Origin of the sequence: Brevibacterium sp. 'Marine' (genome assembly GCF_012844365.1) — a bacterium.
GTDB lineage: Bacteria > Actinomycetota > Actinomycetes > Actinomycetales > Brevibacteriaceae > Brevibacterium.
In genome coordinates, this window is the sequence record NZ_CP051626.1 from 257000 (window position 1) to 280053 (window position 23054).

The following is a 23054-nucleotide window of genomic DNA, read 5'->3' on the forward strand; positions in this document are numbered from 1 at the left end:
ATGTCGGTGAAGACGTGGAACAGTGCGTTCAACAGTCAAGCAGCATCCAACTCGGCAGTTCAGTGCGAAGACGCCTGCGTGATTTGCGCGCTCGAGCATTTTGGTTGCTCACGCAAACTGCCGCTCGCTGCGTCACTTCGGGTTGATATGGATTCGCCTCAAGTCTCGGCGCATCGGCTCATGTGTTCACCGCGATAAGGAGGTGCGCCAACGGTCGACGAAACTGCCGTTCGCGCAAGTGTGAGTAAGGTTTCAGCAAAATTCTGACGAAAGGAAGTTTTGGGATGAGTAAGAATCGCCCCAATGTCATGTTCGTTGTTCTCGATGATGTCGGGTTTTCGGACCTCGGATGTTATGGTTCGGAGATTTCAACGCCCAACATCGATCGGTTGGCAACGAACGGTCTCCGCTACAACAATTTTCACACGACAGCGATGTGCTCCCCGACTCGAGCCTCGCTCCTGACCGGTCGCAACCATCATGCGGCAGGTATGGGGATCATCGCCGAATGGATGACCGAAGAGCCTGGGTATCAAGGGCGAGTCGATCCGGCTGCGGCGAACGTGGCCGAGATCCTGAAGGAACAGGATTACACGACGATGGCCGTGGGGAAGTGGCATCTGATGCCGCAGACGGAGGTCAATCCGTCTGGACCCTTCACAGATTGGCCCCTGCAGAAAGGGTTCGATCACTGGTACGGATTCCATGGTGCTCTGACTGATTCCTGGCACCCTGAGCTGTATGAGGACAACCATGCCATCGATCTCGAAGCCGGCGATGACTATCACCTGACCAACGACCTGGTGGATTCGGGTATCAACCAGCTTCGGGACTACAAAGGCAGCAACACGGACTCACCGTTCTTCATGTACTTGGCTCTCGGAGCTGCTCATTGGCCACACCATGTCCCTGACGAGTTCATCGAGCGATATCGCGGCGTCTACGATGGGGGCTGGGACGAGATCCGGTCTTCGCGTTTCGCAAAGCAGAAATCGCTTGGAATCGTCCCTGATAATACTCAGCTGGCCCCTAGGAATGCTGGGGTCGTTCCGTGGGCAGAGCTCGATGCCGACAGGCAGAGACTCTTTGCCCGGATGCAGGAAGTCTATGCCGGTTTCATTGAACATACCGATGCTCAGCTGGGTCGTCTTATGGATTACCTGTCAGAGATCGGCGAGTTGGATAACACTCTGATCGTTCTGATCTCTGATAACGGGGCTTCTCCTGAGGCCGGTGCGGACGGGTCGGCGAACATCAGAAAGAAGCTGTACTACGGGGATGAGGAATCGCTCGAGGACAAATTGTCGCTGATTGACGATTTGGGCAGCGAACGGACGAACAATCACTACCCGATGGGCTGGGCCCAGGTGAGCAATACTCCGCTCAAGTGGTACAAGAAGGATGTCCATGGCGGTGGAGTCCGCGACCCGCTGATCGTCCATTGGCCTGAGGGGATCGCTGACAGCGGCGCGATCCGGACTCAGTATCATCACGTTGTCGACGTTGCTCCGACAGTTCTTGAGCTGCTGGGGGCCGAGTTCCCAGCGCAGGTGAAGGGCATCGAGCAGATGCCCGTTCATGGGACAAGTTTCGCTTATACGATGACAGAAGCGTCGGCTCCTACCCGCAAGCGGCAGCAGTACTTTGAGCTCGCCGGCGACAGGGGACTGTGGGCGGACGGTTGGAAAGCTGTGGCGTTGCACGAGAAGGGCACCCCATTCGAGAACGACGAATGGGAGCTCTACCATCTGGACGAAGACTTCTCCGAATGCAATAACTTGGCACGGACGTATCCTGATCGCCTCGAAGACTTGATTGCATTGTGGTGGGAAGATGCCGAGAAGTATCATGTTCTGCCTCTGGACGACAGGGAAGCTGAACGTTACAAGAATGCTGTGGCCAAGCACGGTAAGCCGTATTACGAGTTCTATCCGGATATGTCCCGACTCGATCGGTATCAGGTACCAGACATCACACGTAAGTCATACCGCATCGAAGCGCTCGTGGAGTCCGGCGGCGAAGTCGATTGCCAGGGTGTTCTCCTTTCCATCGGGTCTCGGTTCGGAGGCCTTGTGCTGTACGTCGAGGAAGGGCGGCCCGTATTCGAGTATTCGTACGACGGGCGCCATCGGACCTTCGTCCGTTCGTCTCGCGTCATCGAGAACGGTCAGAGCGATGTTCGGATCTCAGTCAGCTTCACGGCTGAGGCTGATGGCGGCGAGGTGGCCCTGAGCATTGATGGTGAGGAAGTAGGTTCGGCGATCCTTGACCGAACGTGGCCGGTCGCAGGTCTGGCCGGCGGCCTTCACTGCGGCAGAGACGGAGGATCTCCGGTGAGCGAATCGTATGCGAGCCCTAATCGATTCACAGGCAACCTCAAACACGTTAGCGTGCGAATCGACGGCGCCGTCGAGGTGGACCATGCGACGGAAATGGGACGAGCTCTGCTGGAAGAGTGATGAAAGAGCTGCTCCGGTGACTGTCGGGAGGTCCCATTTCGACAGTTAGAGCTGCAGACCCTGAGCGATGTTGGCGGCCCGAGGCCCCGTGGTGCATCGCTCAGGGTCAATTGCATTGTGTTCGCCCTTAAAGCGCCGCCGGTGCCCGCCGGGTGCTGACACTGACCCCGCCGCAGTCGCTGCTGCCCTTCTGTCGGGGCAGCATTGTGCGCTGTAGGGGGCCTTGGGCATTGTGGCTTTGGACGAATCGGATGACGTTGTCCAGGTGCGGTCGACTTCGAACAATGAACGTTCGCAGACGTTGGATATGCAAATTGCCCTGAACGGGCACTACGACGATTTGTGGACGCCGGCTGATAGGTAGAGTGCGTGATTCAGAGGATTGCCACCGCGTTCGCGGGTGATCCGATTGCGCCGACCATAGTAGTTGGCGCACTGACGAGAAGGACATCGTATTTGTCCTCCGTCTGACAGGCAGCGGCCAGTGCGTCTAGATTCCAGAGTTCGCCGATCGCCATTCCCAAAAGACCGATGAGGACTCGATGCAACGAGGCACATGGCCCGGAAGACTGGCCCGGCCACACCTCGGCAGTGGGATTGTCCATTGCAATTCCTGCGACATGGGCGTTCCAGAGATATTCGACCATATTCTCGCTGCGGTCGAGGCCGCAGCTGCGGATCGTCGAGCGATCAGCCAAACTCTCCCGCTCCGTCGGGCCTATGCTGCGGTACCAATCGAGGAATCCGGTTCGAATGAGCAGAATGTCTCCTGCGGCGTATTCCAAACCGGTCGCCTGACGGGCAGCCTCCAGGTCGTCGACGGTGATGGACACCTGAGAGCCGGGACCTCCCTGTGCAGCGACAACATCGGAGACGTCGAGGACGATCCCGCGTGTGGCTATTCCGCGTGCTCCCCAATGATGGATGCAGATCGCTCCATCGTCATTGATCTCGGCGGGAGTGGTGCCGTTGTAGAACTTCCCGTCTCCAGCCGCAGCATGGGCGAGTGAATCCCAGTGGCTGGCGCTCTGCGGATAGACAGTGTCGAAGCGGTCGTCTAAACCTAATCCGTTCTGCCTGGTGAGCACCGTGTGCTCTGGCGCAGCCCGATCAAACATGGGCAACACCTCGTCGCCGGCGATACTCAGTGCGAAGCTGGTGCCGATCGACGCACTTTTCACTGCATTTCTGGTGGTGCTCGAGTCGATGAGGTTGAGCAGCCCGATCTGGTCGTCACTGCCGAACAGCCCCCACGCTGTACGAGCGCCCTCGGGACCCTCCAGCGGAAGCTGGGCGTAGTCGGGCAGGATGCGTGCTTTCGCCTCTTGTCGAGTGTGAGACATGATTCAGTCCTCGATTTCCGATGGGGGACGATTGCCGACGTTCCCGCCGGATGCGAGAACCGCACCTATCGTGATCAGTGCCATAGCCGAAATGTAGCCGGCGACGAGCCAGATACCGATGCGGGGGACTGCAATGAGGAAGGTGGCGATGAATGGTGCGGGGCCGGCGACAAGAGCCGCATTGACCTCCTTGGCTACTGCCACTCCAGTGAAACGATACTCGGCGGGAAAGAGATTGGCTGTGTATGCGCCGTTGCTCCCGCCGCTGGCCGCGGTGATGATTCCGTAACCGATGCTGATGGCGAGGGTGCACATCAGGAAGTTGCCGGTACGCAGCATGGCGAAGAAGGGGTAGGAGAAGAGGATGACCCCGACCATTGCACCGAGGTACACCTGCCGGTATCCGACCCGGTCTGCCAGCATGCCCATCAGCGGGGTGCAGATTGAGAAAGCAAAGGCGCCGATCATCAGTGCTGTGAGAGCCTCACCGCGATCCATGCCGACGGAGGTGGTCATGTACGACAGCGAGAAGACGCTGACCGTGAAGTAGATTGCGCCGTGTCCGCTCCAGGCGAGGATAGCTCGAACCGTGTGCCAGCGCCCTCCGCGCCAGAGCCGACGAAGTGGAATGTGTTGGTTCTTCTCGTCCTGGCGCTCGAGCGCGGTGACGAATTCCGGAGTCTCTTCCAGTCGTTTGCGCATGTACAGGGCGAGCAGGAAGAGGACGAACGACAGGAGGAAGGGGATTCTCCAGCCCCACTCCATGAAACGTTCGGTGGGCATCTGCGACATCAGGATGAACATCAGAGTTGCGATCATGGTGCCCAACCCCGCCGAGCCGTTGACCAGCCCGGTCATGAGGCCTCGAACCCGCTCCGAAGTGAATTCCGAGACCACGGTAAGAGCGCCTGAAAGCTCGGCTCCTGCGCCGAAGCCCTGCAGGGCGCGCAACAGGATGAGTAAGATCGCGGCGACGATTCCGGCCGAGTGCGTGGTCGGCAGCAGTCCGATGCCGACTGTGCCGATTCCCATCAAAGTGATGGTGAGGATCATGGCGGTTTTTCTGCCGGCGCGGTCGCCTATGTGGCCGATGACCAGACCGCCGATTGGTCGGACGACGAACCCGACCGCGAAAGTGGCCAAGGATGCCAACGTCCCGTATGCCCCTTCCTGGTCGGGAAAGAACAGCGGTCCGATGACAATGCCCGCAGCCGCTCCATACAGCGCGAAGTCATACCATTCGATGAGCGTTCCTACGGTTGCAGAAATCAGCGCCTTTCGAGCATTGGGCGGCAGTTTCACAGCCGATCGTTGGGCAGTGGTATTCGACATTTGCTTCCTCATTGAATCAAGCAGGAATGATTGGAGTCAGTGGGACTGGAGGAGTTCCACCAGCCTGCGTTCCTGCATCGGATGATCTGGGCAGAGCCGGCCGTTGGGGTGTTCCCACCTCAGGCATCGAGGTGGCAGGTGTTGGGCGGGACTGCTCTGAACATGTTCGAACAGAGCCGTGGAACAGCGCCCCCTCTGTCCGTTCCAGAAATCGGAGGGAAGGCGACGCGATCACTGCCGCACTGCTCAGTCTTGCGCGAAGAATCAGTGGCCGAGACCAGCGTGCTGAAAAGTTCCCATTTCGCGGTAACTATGCGTCCGGATCGCGAGAATCAATTTATTGAATCACTGCGCTGAGAAGGTAGCGGTGGCAAGCGTCCCCGTTGCAACCGATTTACGCCGAGATCTACGTTTTCGGAACTCAGAGGTGCTTGCCGATTGGTTTCAGTCGCGCCGGCACGTCTCTCCTTGAGTGACTTCCCTGACCCCCAGAGCACACACGCAGACTGACACCGATCAACTCCGGCAGAACACGCCATTGACAATGATGGCTTCACTCCCGCAGAAGCGCCATCGGCATTGCAGGAGGTCCGCCGCTTTCTGCTGCACGGGGCATTGTCGACTGATCCGCAATAACGGCGACTGATGTGCGATCCGCTCGCATACGCAATGTAGGACTGCTCCGAGAAGCATCGCGGTGGGCGAACTGGCGATTCCCAACAGGAGGTCACGCAATTATCACTGAGTGGGAGAATCTGAACAATTTTCCGGTATCGAATGCTCGCCGAATGACACTTGTGCTCAGAAGCGAACCGGGTGACGACCTCGATCAGCTGACCTGCCGAATGCGCAGTGTCGAACGCCCTGAAAACCGGGCGCAGCTGCAGTGGCCGCGGTCCGCCATGGCAAACACCGAACTCAATCAATGCTGAGGAGTACCGATGACGCGAGCACTAGTCAAACGCGGCAGTGCTGAGTCCGACACTGCAGTTGTGTCGACGCAGGTGCCGAGTCCGGGTGCCCACGAAGTTCTGATCCGGACTGAAGCAGTGGGGCTCTGTGGCAGCGACGTCCATGCCTGGCGGCAAGACGCGGGCTACGAATGGGTGCAGGTGCCCGTGATTTTGGGACATGAAGCAGTAGGAATCGTCGCTGACATCGGAGACGACGTGGATCCGGGATGGTTGGGCAAAAGGGTTGTCCCGGTCTCGATCGACGGATGCGGTCGATGCCCCGTGTGCCAGTCAGGGCGAGGATACATCTGCCCACAGCGTTCAGTATTGGGGCTGTCCTTCGACGGTGCTGCGGCGGAAGCCTGCGTGATCGCCGTCGACCGCCTCGTTGAGGTGGCTCCCGACGTGAGCGCGCATGCGATGGTGCTGGTCGAACCACTTGCCATCGCTGTTCACGCAGTTTCACGGTTGTCCGTTGCCGATCCATCAGCCAGCGGCGAGATCATCGTAACGGGACCCGGCCCTATCGGTTTGATGGCGGCTTTGATCCTGCACCAGCAGGGACACAGGGTCACGCTTGTCGGCACCGAAAGCGACCTCCCGGTGCGTTTGAGCAAAGCCGAATCCCTAGGGTTGCGATCGAGCCTGGGAGATAGTCTGCCCGCCGGAATTTCGCTGTGGCTGGAGGCTTCCGGATCCTCCCAGGCTCTCGCCACGGCGATAGAGAACATCGACAGCGGTGGAACCATCGTAGTTCCGGCGCTGTTCGCAAGAATTCCAGAGGTCGATGTCAATCTCATCACTCGCAGAGAGATCGGACTGATCGGCAGCTATGGGGCCTCGCGTTCCGACTATGCGAAGGCTGCGGAACATATCGGAAGCGATCCTCACTTCTGGGAGCAGCTCGTGTCTCCCTTTCTCCTGAGCGATGCGAGCGAGGTTCTCGGTCGGGTCAGCCGGGGTGAGGTCATCAAGGCGATCTTGATTCCCGAATCCTCTGCACCTGCGCCTGAAACGACTGGTCTGGTGCTCTCTGAGACACCGGACTCGGCACTGTCTGACCTACCCGCAGATTTCTGACACACTCCAAAATAGAAAGGTGGCATCATGTCACAGCGTTGGTGGCCCTCGGCCACATCCGATTCCGTATTCCTCTCTCCATCTGTCGTTGTTGGTGGTACAGGCGCCACCGACCGCCTTGGCGAGATACTGGTCGAGCATTTGGGACTTCGTGACGGGAGCGTGCTGCTGGCTGTCGATGATGCGGTCTTCGATGCTGGTCTAATCCAGCCGATCGCCGAGGGACTGCAGGCTGACGGATACCGTGTGCACGTGCACGGCGGTTTCGGTGCCGAACCTACGGCTGAGGTTGTCGATCAAGTCGCAGACAAGGCACGTGCCGAAGACGTCCAAGCAGTGATCGGAATCGGAGGAGGGTCGGTCCTTGACTCGTCCAAGATCATCGCTCTGCTGCTTCGAAACGAAGGCGGCGCTGCCGACTGGATAGGTTCGGTGAATCCCGAGCCGGGCGTGGCACCCCTGGTCCTGATCCCGACGACCTGCGGGACGGGGTCCGAGAGCACTCGTATCGCGATGGTCACCGTCGATGGGCACAAACGCGTTTCCTCCTGCCCCAAGTTTGTTCCGCAGATCGCCGTCATCGACCCTAAGCTGGTCGGTTCTCTGCCGCCGTCGGTGATTGCCGCGACAGGCATGGACGCTCTCGCACACGCCACAGAATCGCTGATGTCGACCGGTGCATCGGTACTCTCTGCGCATCACTCCCTACGCGGAATCGAGATGATCGTCGACAATCTCGAGGCGGCATACAACGGAAACAGTGACTCGTTGGCCGCAATGCTCTGGGGAGCCCACATCGCAGGTCAATCACTCAACTCGGGAGTGGTTCTGGGGCATTCATTGGCCTACAGCCTCGCGAATGCCCAGCCGATGCCGCACGGAGTCTCGTGTGCAATCGCATTGCCGTACTGCATCGCATACAACCAGAACTTGGATCCTCAACTAGCCGAGACTCTGGCGCTCACACTGTCTCGGTCGCGGAGTTCGAACCTGCGCGATGCGGCACAGGAGGTTCTCGACCTGTCAGCACGGATGGGACTGCCTCAGACTCTCTCAGACGTTCGAGTATCGCCGACCGCCGTTCCCGAAATGGCTCGCTTGTGTGTGCACGATTACCCGCGTCCGACGAATCCGGAGCCGTTCGACGAGGAGCTCATCGCCGAACTCTTCGCCTGTATGGAGAACGCAGATCTCGATCAGGCGTTCGACCTCACCCGGCCCATGGCACTGATGCAGGAAGGAAATGCATGATGAACATCGGAACACTGAAGAACCTCGTCAACGGACAATTCGCTGCATCGTCCAGCGGGGAAGAGATCGCCGTCTACAACCCTGCGACCCGGGCCGACGTCGTCGGCAAGGTGCCGGCCATGTCCCCAGAAGATGTCGCTGACGTCTACGCCGCGGCCCGCGAAGGAGCGAAGACCTGGAAGCGCACAGATCGCCTTGCTCGCGCAAAAGTCCTGCTTGATGCAGCCGGTTTGATCCGGTCGAACCAAGAAGAACTCGCCACTTTGATTGTGGCCGAAATGGGTAAGACTCGGTCAGAAGCTTTCGGCGAGGTCGGAAAGACCGCCGAGTTCTTCGAATACTACGGTGGCATGGGGCGTGACGGCTTCGGCGAGTTTCTGCCCGATGCGCGCCAAAGCACCTTCGCGGCACGTTTGTACGAACCGATCGGCGTCGTTCTGCTGATCACTCCATGGAACGATCCGCTTCTGACGCCGGCACGGAAGATGGCCCCGGCCCTGATTGCCGGCAATTCAGTGGTCATCAAACCTGCGACACTGACCCCGCTCATCACACTGCGTTTGGCGCAGCTCCTTGACCAGGCGGGCCTTCCTTCCGGTGTGTTGGGCACAGTGACTGGACGCATCGGTGAGATGGGAGATGCACTCTTCGATTCTCCGGATCTCCGTGCTGTGTCGTTCACCGGCTCGACATCGGTTGGAAAGCGCCTGCAGGCCGATCTGGCAGGGAGCGGCATTCGAGTCCAGACCGAGATGGGCGGAAAGAATGCGTCGGTGATCATGGATGACGCCGACCTGTCATTGGCTGTCCCTGCGATCGTTTCAGGAGCCTTCGCCCAGGCGGGGCAACGCTGCACAGCGACCAGTCGACTTATCGTGCATTCCGCTATCGCCGATGAAGCTCGGGAGAAGATCGCAGAGGCCATTCTCAAACTGAAAGTGGCTCCCGGAGACTCCGACGCAGTCGATATGGGGCCGGTGGTTGATCACCAGGCTCAACGCGACATCGACGAAAGCATTTCACATGCGATCTCGCAAGGTGCCGAGGTCTTGGCGTCGGGCCGGCTGGGAACAGCAGATGCAAACGAGGGAGCCTTCGTGTCGCCGACCTTCCTGCGCATTTCGACGACGCACGATATCTGGCGCGACGAGATCTTCGGTCCCGTATTGAGCATGACTGAAGTCGACGATCTCGATGAGGCAATTGCCGCTGTCAACGATTCGACCTTCGGCCTTTCGAGCGCGATATTCACTCGGAGCCTCGACTCGGCCTTTCGATTCGTGGAGGAGGTCGATACCGGTCAGGTGTCGGTCAATCAGCCGACCTCCGGCTGGGACATCCACCATCCGTTCGGCGGCTTCAAAGAATCCGGATCCGCCTTCAAAGAGCAGGGCCGTGATGCCCTCAACTTCTATACGCGGATCAAGACTGCCGCAGTGCGCACACACTGAATCATCTGCCATGGAGAAACGGGGTTCATGAGATATGGATACTTTTTCGCTGGCCGGTCGCAGGGCCTTGGTCACCGGAGGAAGCCGCGGTCTTGGTCGTGCGATAGCGCAGGGGCTGGTCTCGGCGGGAGCAGTCACGGCGATCGCCTCCCGCACCGCGACGGACGTCGAATCCGCCGCGTGGGAACTGAACGCCGCATGCTCAGATAGGGGACGTGCGGTACCGCTGGCGCTCGACGTGACCCGACAGACTCCCCACGCGATCGTCGACGAGGTCGAGGCCGGCGTCGACGGGCAACTCGATATCGTCGTCCATGCGGCCGGGGTGCAGCACAGAGCGGCTGCAGAAGAGTTCTCGGATGATGAGTGGAGTCGTGTTCTCAGCGTGAATCTGACGGCGCCTTTTCGCCTCAGCCAGGAGATAGGACGACGCCAGCTCAGCTCGGGCGGTGAAGGCAGCCATATCTTCATCGGCTCGATCGGGAGCGTCCTGGCGCTGCCGGACGTCAGCGCCTATACCGCCAGCAAAAGCGGAATCCTCGGTCTGGTCCGCAGCCTCAGCGCCGAATGGTCCGGCAGGGGCGTGCGTGTCAACGGCATCGGCCCGGGATACTTCCGCACCGCGCTCACCGAAGCGGTGTTCGCAGATGCTGACCGCAGTCGGCGCATGGTCGAGCGGATTCCGATGGGGAGGTTCGGCCAACCCGAAGAACTCGCTGGAGCAGCGATCTTCTTGGCATCCTCGGCATCCAGTTATGTCACCGGTCAGATGCTCATGGTCGACGGCGGATGGACATCGACGTGACCGGCAACTGTACAAAGCAGCAGGCGAAGCACTGATGTGCAAACGACCAAATCGGTAGACAACGATTGAGAAAAGAGTAGTTTCAGTGACCGAACAGATAGGTATTGTCGGTGGCGGCATTGTGGGAATCGCCATCGGCCGCGCATTGATGATGACTGGAGACTTTGATGTCACAGTCCTGGAGAAGGAAACCCGGGTCGCGGCGCACCAGACAGGACATAATTCCGGCGTAGTGCATGCAGGGCTCTATTACGAACCGGGATCGCTGAAGGCCACCCTATGTGCACGTGGTCGGCAGATGACACGGGAGTACTGTCAGGATCGCAAGCTCCCGTATCGCGAATTGGGCAAGCTTGTCGTCGCTGTTGACGAATCAGAGCTGGTCAAGCTCGACGACATCGAGAATCGCGCCCGGACCAACAAGGTACCCGGCATCAGACGGGTCAGCGGAAACGAGATGCGAGAAATCGAGCCGCACGTCAACGGAGTGGCAGCAGTCCACTCGCCCGAGACAGCGGTCGTCGACTACGCGGCCATCACCGAGTCGATGGCTGACGATCTCCGGAGGCTCGGCGGGAGGGTTCTTCTCGGGCAAGAGGTAACGGCGGTGTCAACTGCAGGCGGATCAGCCACAGTTTCGACGACCGCCGGCACCCACCGATTCGACAAGCTGATCGTCTGTGCCGGTCTGCAATCGGACATCATTGCGCGAATGGTCGGCGCATCTCCCTCACCGAAGATTCTCCCTTTCCGCGGTGAATATTGGTCGATGGCTCCCTCAAGCACCGATCTTGTGCACGGCATGATCTATCCGGTCCCGGACCCTCGCTTTCCTTTTCTCGGCGTTCATTTCACGCGCGGCGTATACGACGATGTTCATGTCGGTCCGAACGCTGTGCCGGCGCTCGCCCGCGAAGGATACAGTTGGGGCAAGGTATCGGTCCGAGACACGGTGGAATCACTTCGCTGGCCCGGAGCGCCCGCACTGGCCAAAGAACATTGGCTCATGGGTGTGCGGGAAATCTCTGCGTCGTTGATCAAACCACTCTACTTCTCGCAGGCGCGACGCTTCATTCCCGAGCTGCGCTCGCGGGACCTGAACTCGAAATCTGCCGCAGGAGTTCGTGCTCAAGCCTGGAGCGCGGACGGATCCCTGCTCGACGATTTTGCGGTCGACCAGAACGGACCGGTCACACTATTGCGCAACGCGCCATCACCTGCTGCGACATCTGCCATGTCAATTGCCGAATACGTCCTCGAAAACTTCCTGGATGTATCGCCTGCGACCAGGAGCGCGTGAATTCGCCGCTCCTCACCAGGTGAGCAAGTCGGTCAAGGTCATGCCCGAGGTACACGGCCGCTCTGCGTTCGGTGAGATCCTCACCTGCACCGGTGGTCGGACGGATGGCCTCCCGCCGTCGAACGGCTGCTTGTGTGCCGGTAGGAAATCCGTGCTCAACGCCGATGACGGGAGGTCGCCTTCCCCGGCATCACCCCCGTCATCGGCGGCGAATCGATCCCCATCGATCACCTCGGACCGGACCTCGGCGAGCACACCGACGAAGTGCTGTCATGGCTGGGGCTGGCACCGGAGCAGAATGCATCTCCGGACTTAGACCACGACAGCGGCGAGGACTGAACGCCGAAACCACTACCGTCGGAGACGTCCCAGGTCTACTCTTGAGCCATGGGCGAGCTGAGGTACTCGATCAACGTCACCGTCGACGGCTGCTGCGATCATCGCGTGGGGGTCATCAGCGACGACTTCCACCGCCACCATGCCAACAATCTCAAGCGTGCCGACGGCCTGATCTTCGGTCGCATCACCTACCAGATGATGGAAGACGCCTGGCGTCGGCCCGAGGGTGACACGACCCCGGAAGCCGAACTCGACCCGTTCGTCGCGGCCATCGACCCGGCCCGCAAATTTGTCGTCTCGAGCACCTTGGAGCGCGTCGACTGGAACTCCGAACTCATTCGCGGCGACCTCGCCACCGCTGTCCGCGAGCTCAAGGAGCAATCCGAGACGGGACTCGCGGTCGGGGGAGTGACGCTGCCGCTCGCGCTCGCCGAACTCGGCCTCATCGACGAGTTCGAATTCATCATCCATCCCTGCATCGCCGGTCACGGTCCCTACCTCTTCGCCGGACTGAGCGACATCGTCAACCTCGAACTCGTCGATCGCAGTGAACTCGAAGCAGGTCACGCGATCCAGACATACCGGCCGAAGACCAAGGCTTCCCGATAAACGGGACTGGGCACAGGCAATTCTCATTGCCCTCTCACATGCCGAACAAACTCTGTTTCGCGCGCAGAGAGCCATGTATAACGAATGTGACGCCGCACACTGGAGCGCGGCGACGATTCGTTTCCCGCTATTCGGGAACATGCGTGAAGGAGTCCCATGGTCCGGCCAACAACCGTTGACATCCTCGACACCACTCTGCGCGACGGGCTGCAGATCGAAAAGGCGATCGTGCCCACCGATGCCAAGGTCGCCCTGGCCGAAAAGCTCATCGGCGCAGGCCTCAACCACATCGAGGTCGGCTCCTTCGTCAATCCGAAGAAGGTCCCGCAGATGGCCGACACCGACGAGCTGCTGCGCCGCCTGGCTCCGCACCAAGACAACGGAGTCGAGTTCTACACCCTCGTCTTCAACCTCAAGGGCGCCCAGCGGGCCGTCGACGCAGGCGCGAAGAACATCAAACTTGTCCTCTCGGCCTCCGAAGGACACTCGAAAGCGAACTCCGACGCCTCCATCGCCGAGGCGTCCGACCGCCTCATGGACGCCGCCGACTTCGCCCGTGACCAGGGGCTTCGCTTCGACATCACGACCGCAGTGAGCTTCATCTGCCCCTTCGACGGCATCACCGAGCCTGGCCACCTCGTCGAGGTCCTCCGCCCCTTCGTCGACGCCGGAGCACACGGAATCGGGGTGGCCGACACCATCGGCAACGCCAGCCCATCGCTGGTCCGCCGCAACACCTCGGCGGTCCTCGCCGCTTTCCCGGGCAAACCCGTCAACCTCCACCTCCACGACACCTACAACTTCGGCATGGCCAACGTCGCCGCCGCCCTCGACCTGGGGATTTCGAACTTCGACGCCGCGATGGGCGGACTCGGCGGCTGCCCCTTCGCCCCTGGTGCTGCCGGCAACATCGGCACCGACGACCTCGTCCACCTCCTCCACCGCGAAGGTGTGGCCACCGGCGTCGACGTCGAGGCGCTCACCGAGGTGCGCGACCCCCTCATCGCCGCCGTCGGCCACGACCTGACCTCGAGCCTGTCGGACATCCCCGCGACCCCCGCGGTCTTCGACGACCGGTTCGCGGCCGCCTCGGCGAGGGCGTGAGATGACCGACGACACCCCCGCCGCGAACCCTGCGGACTCAAGCGCAGAACCGCTGCCGCTCGAAGGCATCCGCGTCATCGAGTTCTCCCACATGGTCATGGGGCCGAGCTGCGGGATGATCCTGGCCGACCTCGGCGCCGAGGTCATCAAGGTCGAACCCCGCGGAGCCGGCGACAAGACCCGCTACCTGCCCGGGTCCGGATCCGGGCTGTTCCCCGCGTTCAACCGCAACAAACACAGCGTCCAACTCGATATCGCCGAGGCGGCCGACCGTGACCGCGTCCTCGACCTCATCGACTCCGCCGATGTCCTGCTCGAGAACTTCCGCGTCGGAAAGATGGAATCGATCGGCTTCGGATACGAGGAGCTGTCGGCCCGCAATCCCGGACTCATCTACTGCTCGCTCAAGGGATTCCTGTCCGGTCCGTACGGAAACCGGACCGCCCTCGACGAGGTCGTGCAGATGCTCGGCGGACTGGCCTATATGACCGGCCCGCCCGGGCAGCCGCTGCGCGCCGGCGCCAGCGTCAACGACATCATGGGCGGAATGTTCGGCGTCATCGGCATCCAGTCGGCACTGCGGGTGCGGGAGACCACGGGCCGCGGAAAACTCATCAACTCCGCACTGTTCGAGAACAACGCCTTCCTCGTCGGCACCCATATGGCGCAGTCCCAGATCAGCGGCGAACCACCGCGGCCGATGCCGACCCGGCAGGCCACCTGGGCCGTCTACGACATCTTCCGTGACTCGGACGACAACCAGGTCTTCGTCGCCGCCGTCTCCGACGGGCAGTGGCGTGACCTCTGCGACGAATTCGGACTGACCGGACTCGCCGCCGATCCGGACATGCTGACCAACCAGGGCCGAGTCGACCAACGCGACCGCATCCACGCAGAACTCCAAGCCGCACTGTCCCAGCTGAGCCTGGCCGAGATCGAAGAGAAATGCACGCGCCGCGGCCTGCCCGTCGCCCCGGTCAACACCCCCGCAGACCTCACCTCCGATCCGCACCTCGTGGCCTCCGGAGCGCTCGCCCACACCGGGCTGCCGAGTGGGACCAGCGTCGAAGTGCCGCTGCTGCCGTTGACCTTCGACGGGTCTCGGCTGGGTCTGCGCAGCGCTGTGCCCGAACCCGGTCGTCACAACGGCCACTACCGGGACGGTCCGGCGGTGCCGACGGGTCCACCGGCCGACGGACCCCAGCCCGACGAGCACCGTCTGGACTGACAGCTCAGTCAGCGGAGCACCGGCTCCGGGCGGAGGAGTTCCGAACAGCTCGGCACCCATCCCGCAGGCATCAGACCCACCAGCATCAGACCCACCAGCACACCACCAAATATCGAGAACCGAACACACAAGGGGAACAGCTCATGCGATCAACGACGATCACACGGACACGGACAGCCGCCTCGGCGAAGACAGAACGGGCGAAGACGCGCAAGCGCGCGGCGAAGATCGGGGCCGTGCTCGCCACGGTCGCCCTCGTCGCCACCGCCTGCGGGAACAAGGCGCAGCCTCCGGGCGAAGGCGGGGACTATCCGAAGGGGCCGGTCTCGGTCACCGCTCCGGCCGAACCCGGTTCCGGCTGGGACACCACGGCCCGCGCTCTCGTCGAGGCGCTGCAGAAGGAAGACATCGTCTCCACTCCGCTGCCCGTGCAGAACAAGCCCGGCGGCACCGGCTGCTCCTGGCTGACGTCGATGATGCAGCAGGAGAAGGGCAAAGACGACCAGATCGCGATCACCTCCCTGGCCAGTCAGACGATGAAGGCGCGCAACCTGTGCAAGTTCGGCCCCGAGGACGCCACCCTCATCGCCACCCTCTACGTCGAGGACTTCATGGTCGTGACCCCGAAGGACGGGGACTTCAAGGACCTCGACGCCCTGGTCAAAGCCCTCAAGGACGACCCGCAGAAGGTCACCGTCGCGGCCGCCGGAGACGACACCCTGCCGTTCGCGCTGTTCGCGAAGGAAGCCGGCATCGACCCGGCCGACATCAACTTCGTCAACTACGACGGCGGCGGCGAACAGACCACGGCCATGCTCAACGGAGACGCGAAGGTCGCGATCGCCGGAATGAGCGAATTCCGTTCCGTCATCGAATCCGGCGACATCGAACCGCTCGTCACCTTCGCGCAGAAGCCGCTCGCAGCCCCCTTCGACGAGGTGCCCACCGCGAAGGACTCCGGCTACGACGTGACGTTGGGCAACTGGCGCGGAGTCTACGGACCCGCCGAGATGCCCCAAGAAGCCGTCGACTTCTGGGCCAAGGCGCTCGAAGATGTGAGCAAGTCCGATGCCTGGCAGGAGACCCTGAAGAACAACCAATGGGCCACCGAATTCCATACCGGCGAGGAGGCTCAGGCCTACGTCGACGACGCTGCGAAGACGGTGGAAGAAGGCGTGAAGGAAACCGACCTGGGCAACAGCAAATGACCGCTCACCGCACCGACCTCGTCACCGGCGGCGCCATCGCCGTCATCGGCGCGGTCTACTACATCGCGACGTTCTCCATCCAGGAGACCGCGAACATCGTCACCCCGCGCACCTTTCCCGCCATCGTCGGCATCGGGCTCGTCGTGCTCGGCCTCTTCCTCGCGGGGCAGGCCGTCGTCCGGCACCGGAAGGACACCCTCGCCGAGGCGGGGCCCGGGTCCGCGGGGTCCGCTGAGGCGGGCACGGGGTCCGTGCCCGGCTCCGGCGCGGGCGGCGGGACCGCCTCGGTGAGCGGAGACACGGACCGAAGCGCCGCCTCGGCGGGGGAATCGTCACTGGAGACGGCAGGTACGGACGAAGCGGTCGGCGGGGTCGTCCTCGATGCTCCGCCGGAACCGCAGGTGCGCAAGGTCGTGTTCCAGTTCGCGCTCTTCTTCGTCTATCTGGCGATCCTCATCCCCGTCGGCTTCCTGCTGTCGACGGCGGCGTTCCTCATGGGGCTGACCAGCATCTACGCGCCGGAGAAGTGGATCCGCAATCTCATCTTCTCCGTCGTCTTCGCGGGCCTGGTCTACGCGGCGTTCGTCTTCGGACTCGCCGTGTACCTGCCTGTCGGGATTCTGGGCTAGGGGGCGGACATGGATACTCTCATCGATCTGGGCGGCGGCTTCGCCTCGGCGGTCGAGCCGGCCAGCCTCGCCTTCGCCCTCCTCGGCGTGCTGCTGGGCACCGTCGTCGGAGTGCTGCCGGGAATCGGACCGATCTCCGCGATCGCGATCCTCATTCCGGTCTCCTTCGGCATGGAACCGGTCCACGGTCTCATTCTGCTGTGCGGAATCTACTACGGGTCGATGTACGGCGGCTCGATCACCGCAACTCTCATCAAAACCCCTGGTGAGGTTGCCAGTGCGGTGACCGCGATCGAAGGCTATGAAATGGCTCGCCGAGGTCGCGGCAAGGCGGCGCTGGCGACCGCGGCGATCGGGTCGTTCCTCGCCGGCACCCTGGCCATCATCGGGCTGACGTTCCTCTCGCCCGTGCTCGTCAAACTCGCGAACGTCTTCGGCGCCACCGAATACTTCCTGCTCATGGCCACGGCCCTGCTGCTCGCGTCGACGATGTCGGCGGGTTCGCGGGCCAAGGCGCTCATCTCGATCTTCATCGGTCTGGCCGTCGGCCTCATCGGGCTGGACTTCCAGACCGGACTGCCCCGGCAGACCTTCGGCATCGATCTGCTCTCCGACGGGATCGACTTCACGATCTTCGCAATGGCGCTCTTCGCCATCCCCGAGGCGATCCGCAACCTCGCGCTCGGGCGCGGGGCCAAGGATGAGATCCAGGGCTTCGGCGAAGACAAGTGGATGACGAAGCAGGACTGGCAGCGGTCGGCCGGGCCGTGGGCCCGCGGTTCGGTGCTCGGTTTCATCATCGGCATCCTGCCCGGCGTCGGTCCCTCGCTGGCCTCGTTCATGTCCTACATCATGGAGAAGCGGCTCTCGAAGCGGAAGGACGAATTCGGTCACGGTGCCATCGAAGGCGTGGCCGGTCCCGAGGCGGCGAACAACGCCGGTGTGGGTGGCGCGATGATTCCGCTGTTCAGCCTCGGCATCCCGGGTTCTGCGACGACGGCGCTGCTGCTCTTCGTGTTCACGATGTACGGTCTGCAGCCCGGGCCGCTGATCTTCCGGGACGACACCGGTCTGATCTGGACGATCATCGCCAGCATGTACATCGGCAATATCGCGCTCATCATCCTCAACCTGCCGCTGGTCGGAGTGTTCGTCAAACTGCTGAAGATGCCGAAGGAGATCCTCTTCTCTGCAATCCTCGTGCTCGTGGTCATCGGTGCCTACGCCATCGAATTCAGCCTGTTCGGGCTGATGATGCTCGGCATCTTCGGAGTCATCGGCTACCTCATGGAGAAGGGCGGGATCCCCTTGGCTCCGGCGATCCTCGCACTTGTGCTCGTGCCGCTGCTCGAGGACAACTTCCGACGCATGCTGCAGATCTCCGGCGGATCGTTCGCGCCCCTGGTCACCAGGCCGGTGTCGCTGTCGATCATCATCCTCATGGTGGCAGGCATCATCGGACCCATCATCGTCCGGTGGTGGGTGAGCCGCAGGAAGCTGCTCGCCGATGTGACGGTGTCGTGAGGAATGGGGATGACGAGCTCTCAGCAGGCGCCGGCGGAGATCGGTGTCATCGACCGCAGTGCGGCCATCCTCGCCGTCCTCCAGGATTCGCCGATGACTGCCGCACAGGTGTGCCGCCGCCTCGGCTATTCGAAGTCGACGACGTACCGGCTGCTGAACGACTTGCGGGAGCACAATTTCATCGTCCGTGATTCGTCCGGGCTGCTGCGATTGGGGCCGTTCCCGGGTCGGCGCAATATCGCCACGACGAACTCGGTGCTCGACCATCTGCGGACGATGACCGGGGAATCCGTGCAGCTGTGGGTCCGCGTCGGTGAGGATCGGGTGTGCGTGCGCAATGTCGAAGCCGATCACGAGCTGCGTGTCTCTCGTGGCGTCGGAGCGGTGCTGCCGCTCGTCGACGGCGGCTCGGCGGCCCTGGCGCTGTGCGGGCCGGGGAATCCGGGGGAGTTCTACGCGACGAAGCAGGCACGGGTGGCCGGGACCGCCTCGGCGAGTGTGGCCTTCACCGTCGGTGCGATCGTGTTCGCCCTCTGCGTGTCCTACCCGCTGACCCGGGAACCGGACAACGTCGCCGGCGCTTATCGCACCCTGCTCAGCCGGGCCGCCGTTGAGCTGCGGGCGCTGCTCGACGGCAGTGAGGAGCTCGAAGTGCTGCGCGACATCGCCCGGTTGGCGCTGGGCGCGCGGAAGCAGGCGGGGGAGTAGGCGTTCAGCCTCGTTTCACTCAGTCGGAGACTGGCCGAGGTAGAAGCCGGTTGTCCTCTCGGCGGCGGCGCGCGCTTGATCGACCGGCGTGCCTGCGGCCGCCGACGCCTCGCCCCAGCGGGTGCTGGAAGCACGAACGAATTCCTGAGCCTGCACAGAGGTGACCCACTCGTTCTCGTCGGCGGGACGTCCCGTGCCGGCCACGAGATGGTTGGCGAGACCGAGGAGGGAGATGTCCCACCCGACCCCGGTGGCGCCGGGTCCGAACTGCACCCAGAAATCGGCGTTCGCCTCACCCGTGTGCGAGTGCTCCAGGGTCAGACGTGCGCCGTCGTCTGCCTCGGCGATGCGGACGGCGACATGGCTGATTCCTTCCGCGAATTCCCAGGTCAGCGAGTACGACTCGGGCGGTTCGCACGTTTCGATAGTGCCCGAGGCATTGCCTTCGATCTGGTAGCGACCGCCGAGTTCGAGGTCACCGCTGACCGGGGCGAACCAGCGCTCGAGCCGGACCGGATCGGTGCAGGCCTCCCAGAGGTCGGCGACGGTGGTCGGGTAGGTCTGGCTCAGCGTCTGCACCGTGTGTTGGGTGTCGCCCTCGACGGTGATGTTGAGTCCGCGGTCGACGGCATCGGCCTGTGCGGCGAGGACCTGGTCTTCGGTGGGTCGACTGGAGTCGGAGGTGGTCATGAGAGCTCCTCGAAAGGTCGTCGATGATTTGGCGGCGGTCGGCAGGGACTGCGGAAAGTCCGCCAAGGATCGGCGGAACTTCATGGTAACCAAGGATGCGCAGCGGTGGAATAGCGTCGATGCTTGTCGGGGATGAGAACGGATATGTCATTCACCAGGACCGGTTCATCAGCAGACGCATAGTGTTGAGCGAAGACGGAGCCGCCGAGCGCGGAACCGAACAAGCGCGCACCGCACTACGGGAGGACCCCATATGACCACACGCATCGCCGTCGTCGTCGGCAACCCGAGCCCCAACTCGCGCACCCGTCAGGTGGCCGAGGACCTCGCAGGCAAGATCGCCGAGGTGACCGGATCCGAGATCGACGAAACCATCGAACTCGCCGAGGTGACCGACGAGATCTTCTCCTGGAAGTCCGACCGTCTCGACACACTCACCGAGCGTCTGGCGACTGCCGACTTCGCCGTCATCGCCACCCCGACCTACAAGGCCAGTTACACCGGGCTGCTCAAAGCTTTCCTCGACCGGTATGACGCAGGTGGTCTGCACGAGCTGATCGCGATCCCCGTGTTCACGATCGGCTCCCCCGCGCACACCCTGGCGGTGGAGACGACCCTGCGACCGCTGCTCGTCGAACTCGGCGCCAGTGTGCCGACGAAGGGACTGGCGTTCCCGACCGCGAAGTTCGAAGACCGCGCGGCCATGCTCGATGACTGGGTCGAGAGCCAGAAAGTGTACCTGCCGCAGGGGTGAGCCTTCAGCTCGGTGAAGCTGCAGCGGCTTAGTGCAGGGGCCGAGCTATTGCAGGTTCACCAAGCTGGTGGGCAGGGCGGTGACGGGAACGCAGCGTGCGGGCCCGCTGAACGGATCAGCGGGCCCGCACGGCCGCCTCGGCGAATGAGGTCGTCCCGGTAGGGGACATCCTCGGTGAGGGATCAGTCGATCTGGAGCTCGCCCATCGCGTCCCAACCGTCGCCGTCGATCTGACGGGAGATGATCTTCGGGGTGGCTGCCAGAGCGGAATGCATCGGCCCGCCCTCGGCGGTCGCGGCCTGGAAGTGATCGGACTTCACATGCGCTTCGGCGGCATCATCGTCGAAGGCTTCGACGAGGACGTACTCGTTCGGGTCATCGAGGCTGCGCGACCAGTCGAACCATTTGTTGCCGGGTTCGGCACGGGTCGCCTCGGTGAATTCGCGGGTGATCTCCGGCCACTTCTCGGCCATTTCGGGTTTGACGGGGAACTTCACGACGATGAAGATCATGTCTTCTTCCTTTCTCTGCGGGTGACTTCTTATGTGGAGATGTGGGTGGCGGTGTCTGTACCGCCCACTGGGACGACGTTACGAGAACTGCATTCCGCCGTCGACGAGCATGGTCTGCCCGGTGATGTAATCGGAGTCCTCGCTGGCGAGGAACGACACGAGACTGGCGACGTCCTCAGGCACGGACACCCGGCCCATGAGGATGTCACCAGCATATTTCTTGATTGCCTCACCCTTGGCCAGGCCTTCCTCGGCGGCAAGTTTCTCATCGATGAGATCCCACATCGCGGTGCCGACGATGCCGGGACCGTAGGCATTGACGGTGATGCCGTGCTTGGCCCACTCCATCGCGGCTCCCTGAGTCAGTCCGCGCACCGCCCATTTCGTCGCCGAATACGGCGAGAGCAGCGCGAAGGGACGGAACGCGACGATCGAGGCGGCGCCGATGATCTTGCCGCCGTTGCCCTGCTCGATCATCTGCTTCGCCGCAGCCTGATACGACAGGAAGACACCGGTGAGGTTGACGTCGACGATCTTCTCGAAATCCGCCTTCGAATAGTCGATGAGGGGTTCGACCTGGGCGATTCCGGCGTTCGCGACGAAGACGTCGAGTTTCCCTCCCGCGTCCACGGCCACCTCGACGAGGCGGCTCAGCGAATCCTCGTCCGTGACGTCCACCTCGGCACCGGTGGCCTTCCCGCCTGCGCTTTCGATCGTTGTGACGGTCTCCGCCACTCCGTCCTGCATGCCCGGCAGGTCGGCCACGATGACGTGGTGGCCATCGGCTCCGAGCCTCTGCGCAATGCCCTGTCCGATTCCCCGTGCGGACCCCGTCACCACTGCGACGCTGTTGGTCGTGCCCATTTCTCCTCCTTGAGTTCTCAACTGTGAGCGAGCACGATCATTCTCAGCAGAGTCATCGCTTGGAGGACACGGTTCTTCTCATGTGGCGATAAAGCTGGGGGTTAAGCGTGCTCGGCGACGGGGACGGTGACCGACCCGCCGCGCAGGTAGCTCGATGCCAGGCCCGCATGCTCACGCAGGGTCGACTCGACCAGCTTCGCCCTCCCCGCCATCTTCGACGAGGGAGTGCTGATCGCCATCGCTCCGACCTGCATTCCCGTGCCGTTGCGCACCGGCACGGCCGCGCAGGTCTGACGGGGCAGGAACTCCTCGTGCTCCCATGCGATTCCGCGGGTGGCCACCTCGGCGAGGTGGGGGTCGAGGGCCTCTCGGCTGATCATCGTCTGCGGGGTGAGCACCTGCATTCCGCGCGCCTCGAGGTAATCGGTGCGCTGCGGTTCGGGCATTCCGGCCAGCAGGATCTTGCCGAAAGCAGTGGCGTGCGCGGCCTCGTGGAAGCCGAAGCGCAGGGGCCTCAGCCGCGGGTGTTTCTCGCAGTCGGAGCAGTAGGTGAGGATGATGTCGGAGCCGCGGTAGATCGCGAAATAGGCGGCAGTGCCCAGTGACCGGTGGAGCTGATCGGTGATCTGCCGGATCGGATGCGGAGCGACGAGGCGCTGCTGGAACGACAGTCCGAGTTCGAAGCATTTCGGACCGAGCTCGAAACGCTTGGTGTCCTTGAGGTAGACGAGATACCCGGAATCGGCGAGCTCGTGGAGGAGTCGGTAGACGGTGGGCAGAGGGATCTCGAGGCGGGTGGCCACGGTCTTCGCTGATGCGCTGCCCGAAGAGGCAACTGCTTCGAGAACGGCGAAGGTTCGTTGGATCACGGCACTGTTGGACACGCGGTCTCCTGACTGTGCGATCGCCTC

The 23054-nt window shown here is 62.3% G+C and carries 20 protein-coding genes; 14 read left to right on the forward strand and 6 right to left on the reverse strand.

The window, feature by feature from the left end:
- Positions 1 to 284 precede the first annotated feature (284 nt).
- On the forward strand, positions 285 to 2459 hold the full coding sequence (locus HF684_RS01150) for an arylsulfatase (protein ID WP_169250969.1): 2175 nt from the start codon (positions 285 to 287) through the stop codon (positions 2457 to 2459).
- 374 nt (positions 2460 to 2833) lie between these two features.
- Here HF684_RS01150 and HF684_RS01155 read toward each other — a convergent pair whose 3' ends face one another.
- Both HF684_RS01155 and HF684_RS01160 read right to left on the reverse strand, forming a co-directional pair.
- Positions 2834 to 3802, reverse strand: coding sequence for a cyclase family protein (locus HF684_RS01155; protein WP_169250970.1), 969 nt, complete (start codon positions 3800 to 3802; stop codon positions 2834 to 2836).
- A gap of 3 nt (positions 3803 to 3805) precedes the next feature.
- The gene (locus HF684_RS01160; protein WP_248279064.1) at positions 3806 to 5134 is read right to left on the reverse strand and encodes an MFS transporter; all 1329 of its coding nucleotides are present in this window, start codon (positions 5132 to 5134) and stop codon (positions 3806 to 3808) included.
- Between the two features lie 941 nt (positions 5135 to 6075).
- On the opposite strand from HF684_RS01160, the gene HF684_RS01165 reads away from it, so the two are divergent.
- The 12 genes from HF684_RS01165 to HF684_RS01220 all read left to right on the forward strand — a co-directional run bounded on the left by HF684_RS01165 (position 6076) and on the right by HF684_RS01220 (position 19323).
- Entirely contained in the window at positions 6076 to 7167 is a 1092-nt protein-coding gene (locus tag HF684_RS01165) for an alcohol dehydrogenase catalytic domain-containing protein (protein ID WP_169250972.1), read from the forward strand.
- A 27-nt stretch (positions 7168 to 7194) separates the two neighbouring features.
- Positions 7195 to 8418, forward strand: coding sequence for an iron-containing alcohol dehydrogenase (locus HF684_RS01170; protein WP_169250973.1), 1224 nt, complete (start codon positions 7195 to 7197; stop codon positions 8416 to 8418).
- The gene (locus HF684_RS01175) at positions 8415 to 9869 is read left to right on the forward strand and encodes an aldehyde dehydrogenase family protein (protein ID WP_169250974.1); all 1455 of its coding nucleotides are present in this window, start codon (positions 8415 to 8417) and stop codon (positions 9867 to 9869) included. The genes HF684_RS01170 and HF684_RS01175 overlap by 4 nt, the downstream gene beginning before the upstream one ends.
- Before the next feature lie 34 nt (positions 9870 to 9903).
- Complete coding sequence (locus HF684_RS01180; protein WP_169250975.1) at positions 9904 to 10674, forward strand: SDR family oxidoreductase; 771 nt, start codon at positions 9904 to 9906, stop codon at positions 10672 to 10674.
- A gap of 85 nt (positions 10675 to 10759) precedes the next feature.
- Complete coding sequence (gene lhgO / locus HF684_RS01185) at positions 10760 to 11974, forward strand: L-2-hydroxyglutarate oxidase (protein ID WP_169250976.1); 1215 nt, start codon at positions 10760 to 10762, stop codon at positions 11972 to 11974.
- A gap of 387 nt (positions 11975 to 12361) precedes the next feature.
- Positions 12362 to 12922, forward strand: coding sequence for a dihydrofolate reductase family protein (locus tag HF684_RS01190; protein WP_169250977.1), 561 nt, complete (start codon positions 12362 to 12364; stop codon positions 12920 to 12922).
- A 156-nt stretch (positions 12923 to 13078) separates the two neighbouring features.
- Positions 13079 to 14026, forward strand: coding sequence for a hydroxymethylglutaryl-CoA lyase (locus tag HF684_RS01195; protein ID WP_169250978.1), 948 nt, complete (start codon positions 13079 to 13081; stop codon positions 14024 to 14026).
- 1 nt (position 14027) lies between these two features.
- Entirely contained in the window at positions 14028 to 15254 is a 1227-nt protein-coding gene (locus HF684_RS01200) for a CaiB/BaiF CoA-transferase family protein (RefSeq protein WP_169250979.1), read from the forward strand.
- Between the two features lie 143 nt (positions 15255 to 15397).
- The gene (locus tag HF684_RS01205) at positions 15398 to 16462 is read left to right on the forward strand and encodes a tripartite tricarboxylate transporter substrate-binding protein (RefSeq protein ID WP_169250980.1); all 1065 of its coding nucleotides are present in this window, start codon (positions 15398 to 15400) and stop codon (positions 16460 to 16462) included.
- Entirely contained in the window at positions 16459 to 17091 is a 633-nt protein-coding gene (locus tag HF684_RS01210) for a tripartite tricarboxylate transporter TctB family protein (protein WP_169250981.1), read from the forward strand. Before HF684_RS01205 ends, HF684_RS01210 begins: the two co-directional genes overlap by 4 nt.
- A gap of 9 nt (positions 17092 to 17100) precedes the next feature.
- Entirely contained in the window at positions 17101 to 18615 is a 1515-nt protein-coding gene (locus HF684_RS01215) for a tripartite tricarboxylate transporter permease (RefSeq protein WP_169250982.1), read from the forward strand.
- Between the two features lie 9 nt (positions 18616 to 18624).
- Positions 18625 to 19323, forward strand: a complete 699-nt coding sequence (locus HF684_RS01220) for a helix-turn-helix domain-containing protein (RefSeq protein ID WP_248279065.1) — start codon at positions 18625 to 18627, stop codon at positions 19321 to 19323.
- A 15-nt stretch (positions 19324 to 19338) separates the two neighbouring features.
- Here the strand turns inward: HF684_RS01220 and HF684_RS01225 are convergent, their stop codons facing one another.
- Complete coding sequence (locus HF684_RS01225) at positions 19339 to 20013, reverse strand: SRPBCC family protein (RefSeq protein WP_169250984.1); 675 nt, start codon at positions 20011 to 20013, stop codon at positions 19339 to 19341.
- A 253-nt stretch (positions 20014 to 20266) separates the two neighbouring features.
- Here HF684_RS01225 and HF684_RS01230 point away from each other — a divergent pair, with 253 nt between their 5' ends.
- Positions 20267 to 20767, forward strand: coding sequence for an NAD(P)H-dependent oxidoreductase (locus HF684_RS01230; RefSeq protein ID WP_169250985.1), 501 nt, complete (start codon positions 20267 to 20269; stop codon positions 20765 to 20767).
- 182 nt (positions 20768 to 20949) lie between these two features.
- Here HF684_RS01230 and HF684_RS01235 read toward each other — a convergent pair whose 3' ends face one another.
- The 3 genes from HF684_RS01235 to HF684_RS01245 all read right to left on the reverse strand — a co-directional run bounded on the left by HF684_RS01235 (position 20950) and on the right by HF684_RS01245 (position 23027).
- Positions 20950 to 21279, reverse strand: a complete 330-nt coding sequence (locus HF684_RS01235) for a putative quinol monooxygenase (RefSeq protein WP_169250986.1) — start codon at positions 21277 to 21279, stop codon at positions 20950 to 20952.
- 78 nt (positions 21280 to 21357) lie between these two features.
- Positions 21358 to 22143: an SDR family oxidoreductase gene (locus HF684_RS01240; protein ID WP_169250987.1), complete on the reverse strand. Its 786-nt coding sequence runs from the start codon at positions 22141 to 22143 to the stop codon at positions 21358 to 21360.
- A gap of 101 nt (positions 22144 to 22244) precedes the next feature.
- Positions 22245 to 23027, reverse strand: coding sequence for an IclR family transcriptional regulator (locus HF684_RS01245; RefSeq protein WP_169250988.1), 783 nt, complete (start codon positions 23025 to 23027; stop codon positions 22245 to 22247).
- Positions 23028 to 23054: the final 27 nt, after the last annotated feature.

Excerpts from the sequence above, each read along its gene's own strand:
- HF684_RS01150 (WP_169250969.1), top strand. The coding sequence starts at position 285 with ATGAGTAAGAATCGCCCCAATGTCATGTTCGTTGTTCTCGATGATGTC.
- HF684_RS01155 (WP_169250970.1), bottom strand. The coding sequence starts at position 3,802 with ATGTCTCACACTCGACAAGAGGCGAAAGCACGCATCCTGCCCGACTAC.
- HF684_RS01160 (WP_248279064.1), bottom strand. The coding sequence starts at position 5,134 with ATGTCGAATACCACTGCCCAACGATCGGCTGTGAAACTGCCGCCCAAT.
- HF684_RS01165 (WP_169250972.1), top strand. The coding sequence starts at position 6,076 with ATGACGCGAGCACTAGTCAAACGCGGCAGTGCTGAGTCCGACACTGCA.
- HF684_RS01170 (WP_169250973.1), top strand. The coding sequence starts at position 7,195 with ATGTCACAGCGTTGGTGGCCCTCGGCCACATCCGATTCCGTATTCCTC.
- HF684_RS01175 (WP_169250974.1), top strand. The coding sequence starts at position 8,415 with ATGATGAACATCGGAACACTGAAGAACCTCGTCAACGGACAATTCGCT.
- HF684_RS01180 (WP_169250975.1), top strand. The coding sequence starts at position 9,904 with ATGGATACTTTTTCGCTGGCCGGTCGCAGGGCCTTGGTCACCGGAGGA.
- HF684_RS01190 (WP_169250977.1), top strand. The coding sequence starts at position 12,362 with ATGGGCGAGCTGAGGTACTCGATCAACGTCACCGTCGACGGCTGCTGC.
- HF684_RS01195 (WP_169250978.1), top strand. The coding sequence starts at position 13,079 with ATGGTCCGGCCAACAACCGTTGACATCCTCGACACCACTCTGCGCGAC.
- HF684_RS01200 (WP_169250979.1), top strand. The coding sequence starts at position 14,028 with ATGACCGACGACACCCCCGCCGCGAACCCTGCGGACTCAAGCGCAGAA.
- HF684_RS01205 (WP_169250980.1), top strand. The coding sequence starts at position 15,398 with ATGCGATCAACGACGATCACACGGACACGGACAGCCGCCTCGGCGAAG.
- HF684_RS01210 (WP_169250981.1), top strand. The coding sequence starts at position 16,459 with ATGACCGCTCACCGCACCGACCTCGTCACCGGCGGCGCCATCGCCGTC.
- HF684_RS01215 (WP_169250982.1), top strand. The coding sequence starts at position 17,101 with ATGGATACTCTCATCGATCTGGGCGGCGGCTTCGCCTCGGCGGTCGAG.
- HF684_RS01220 (WP_248279065.1), top strand. The coding sequence starts at position 18,625 with ATGACGAGCTCTCAGCAGGCGCCGGCGGAGATCGGTGTCATCGACCGC.
- HF684_RS01225 (WP_169250984.1), bottom strand. The coding sequence starts at position 20,013 with ATGACCACCTCCGACTCCAGTCGACCCACCGAAGACCAGGTCCTCGCC.
- HF684_RS01230 (WP_169250985.1), top strand. The coding sequence starts at position 20,267 with ATGACCACACGCATCGCCGTCGTCGTCGGCAACCCGAGCCCCAACTCG.
- HF684_RS01235 (WP_169250986.1), bottom strand. The coding sequence starts at position 21,279 with ATGATCTTCATCGTCGTGAAGTTCCCCGTCAAACCCGAAATGGCCGAG.
- HF684_RS01240 (WP_169250987.1), bottom strand. The coding sequence starts at position 22,143 with ATGGGCACGACCAACAGCGTCGCAGTGGTGACGGGGTCCGCACGGGGA.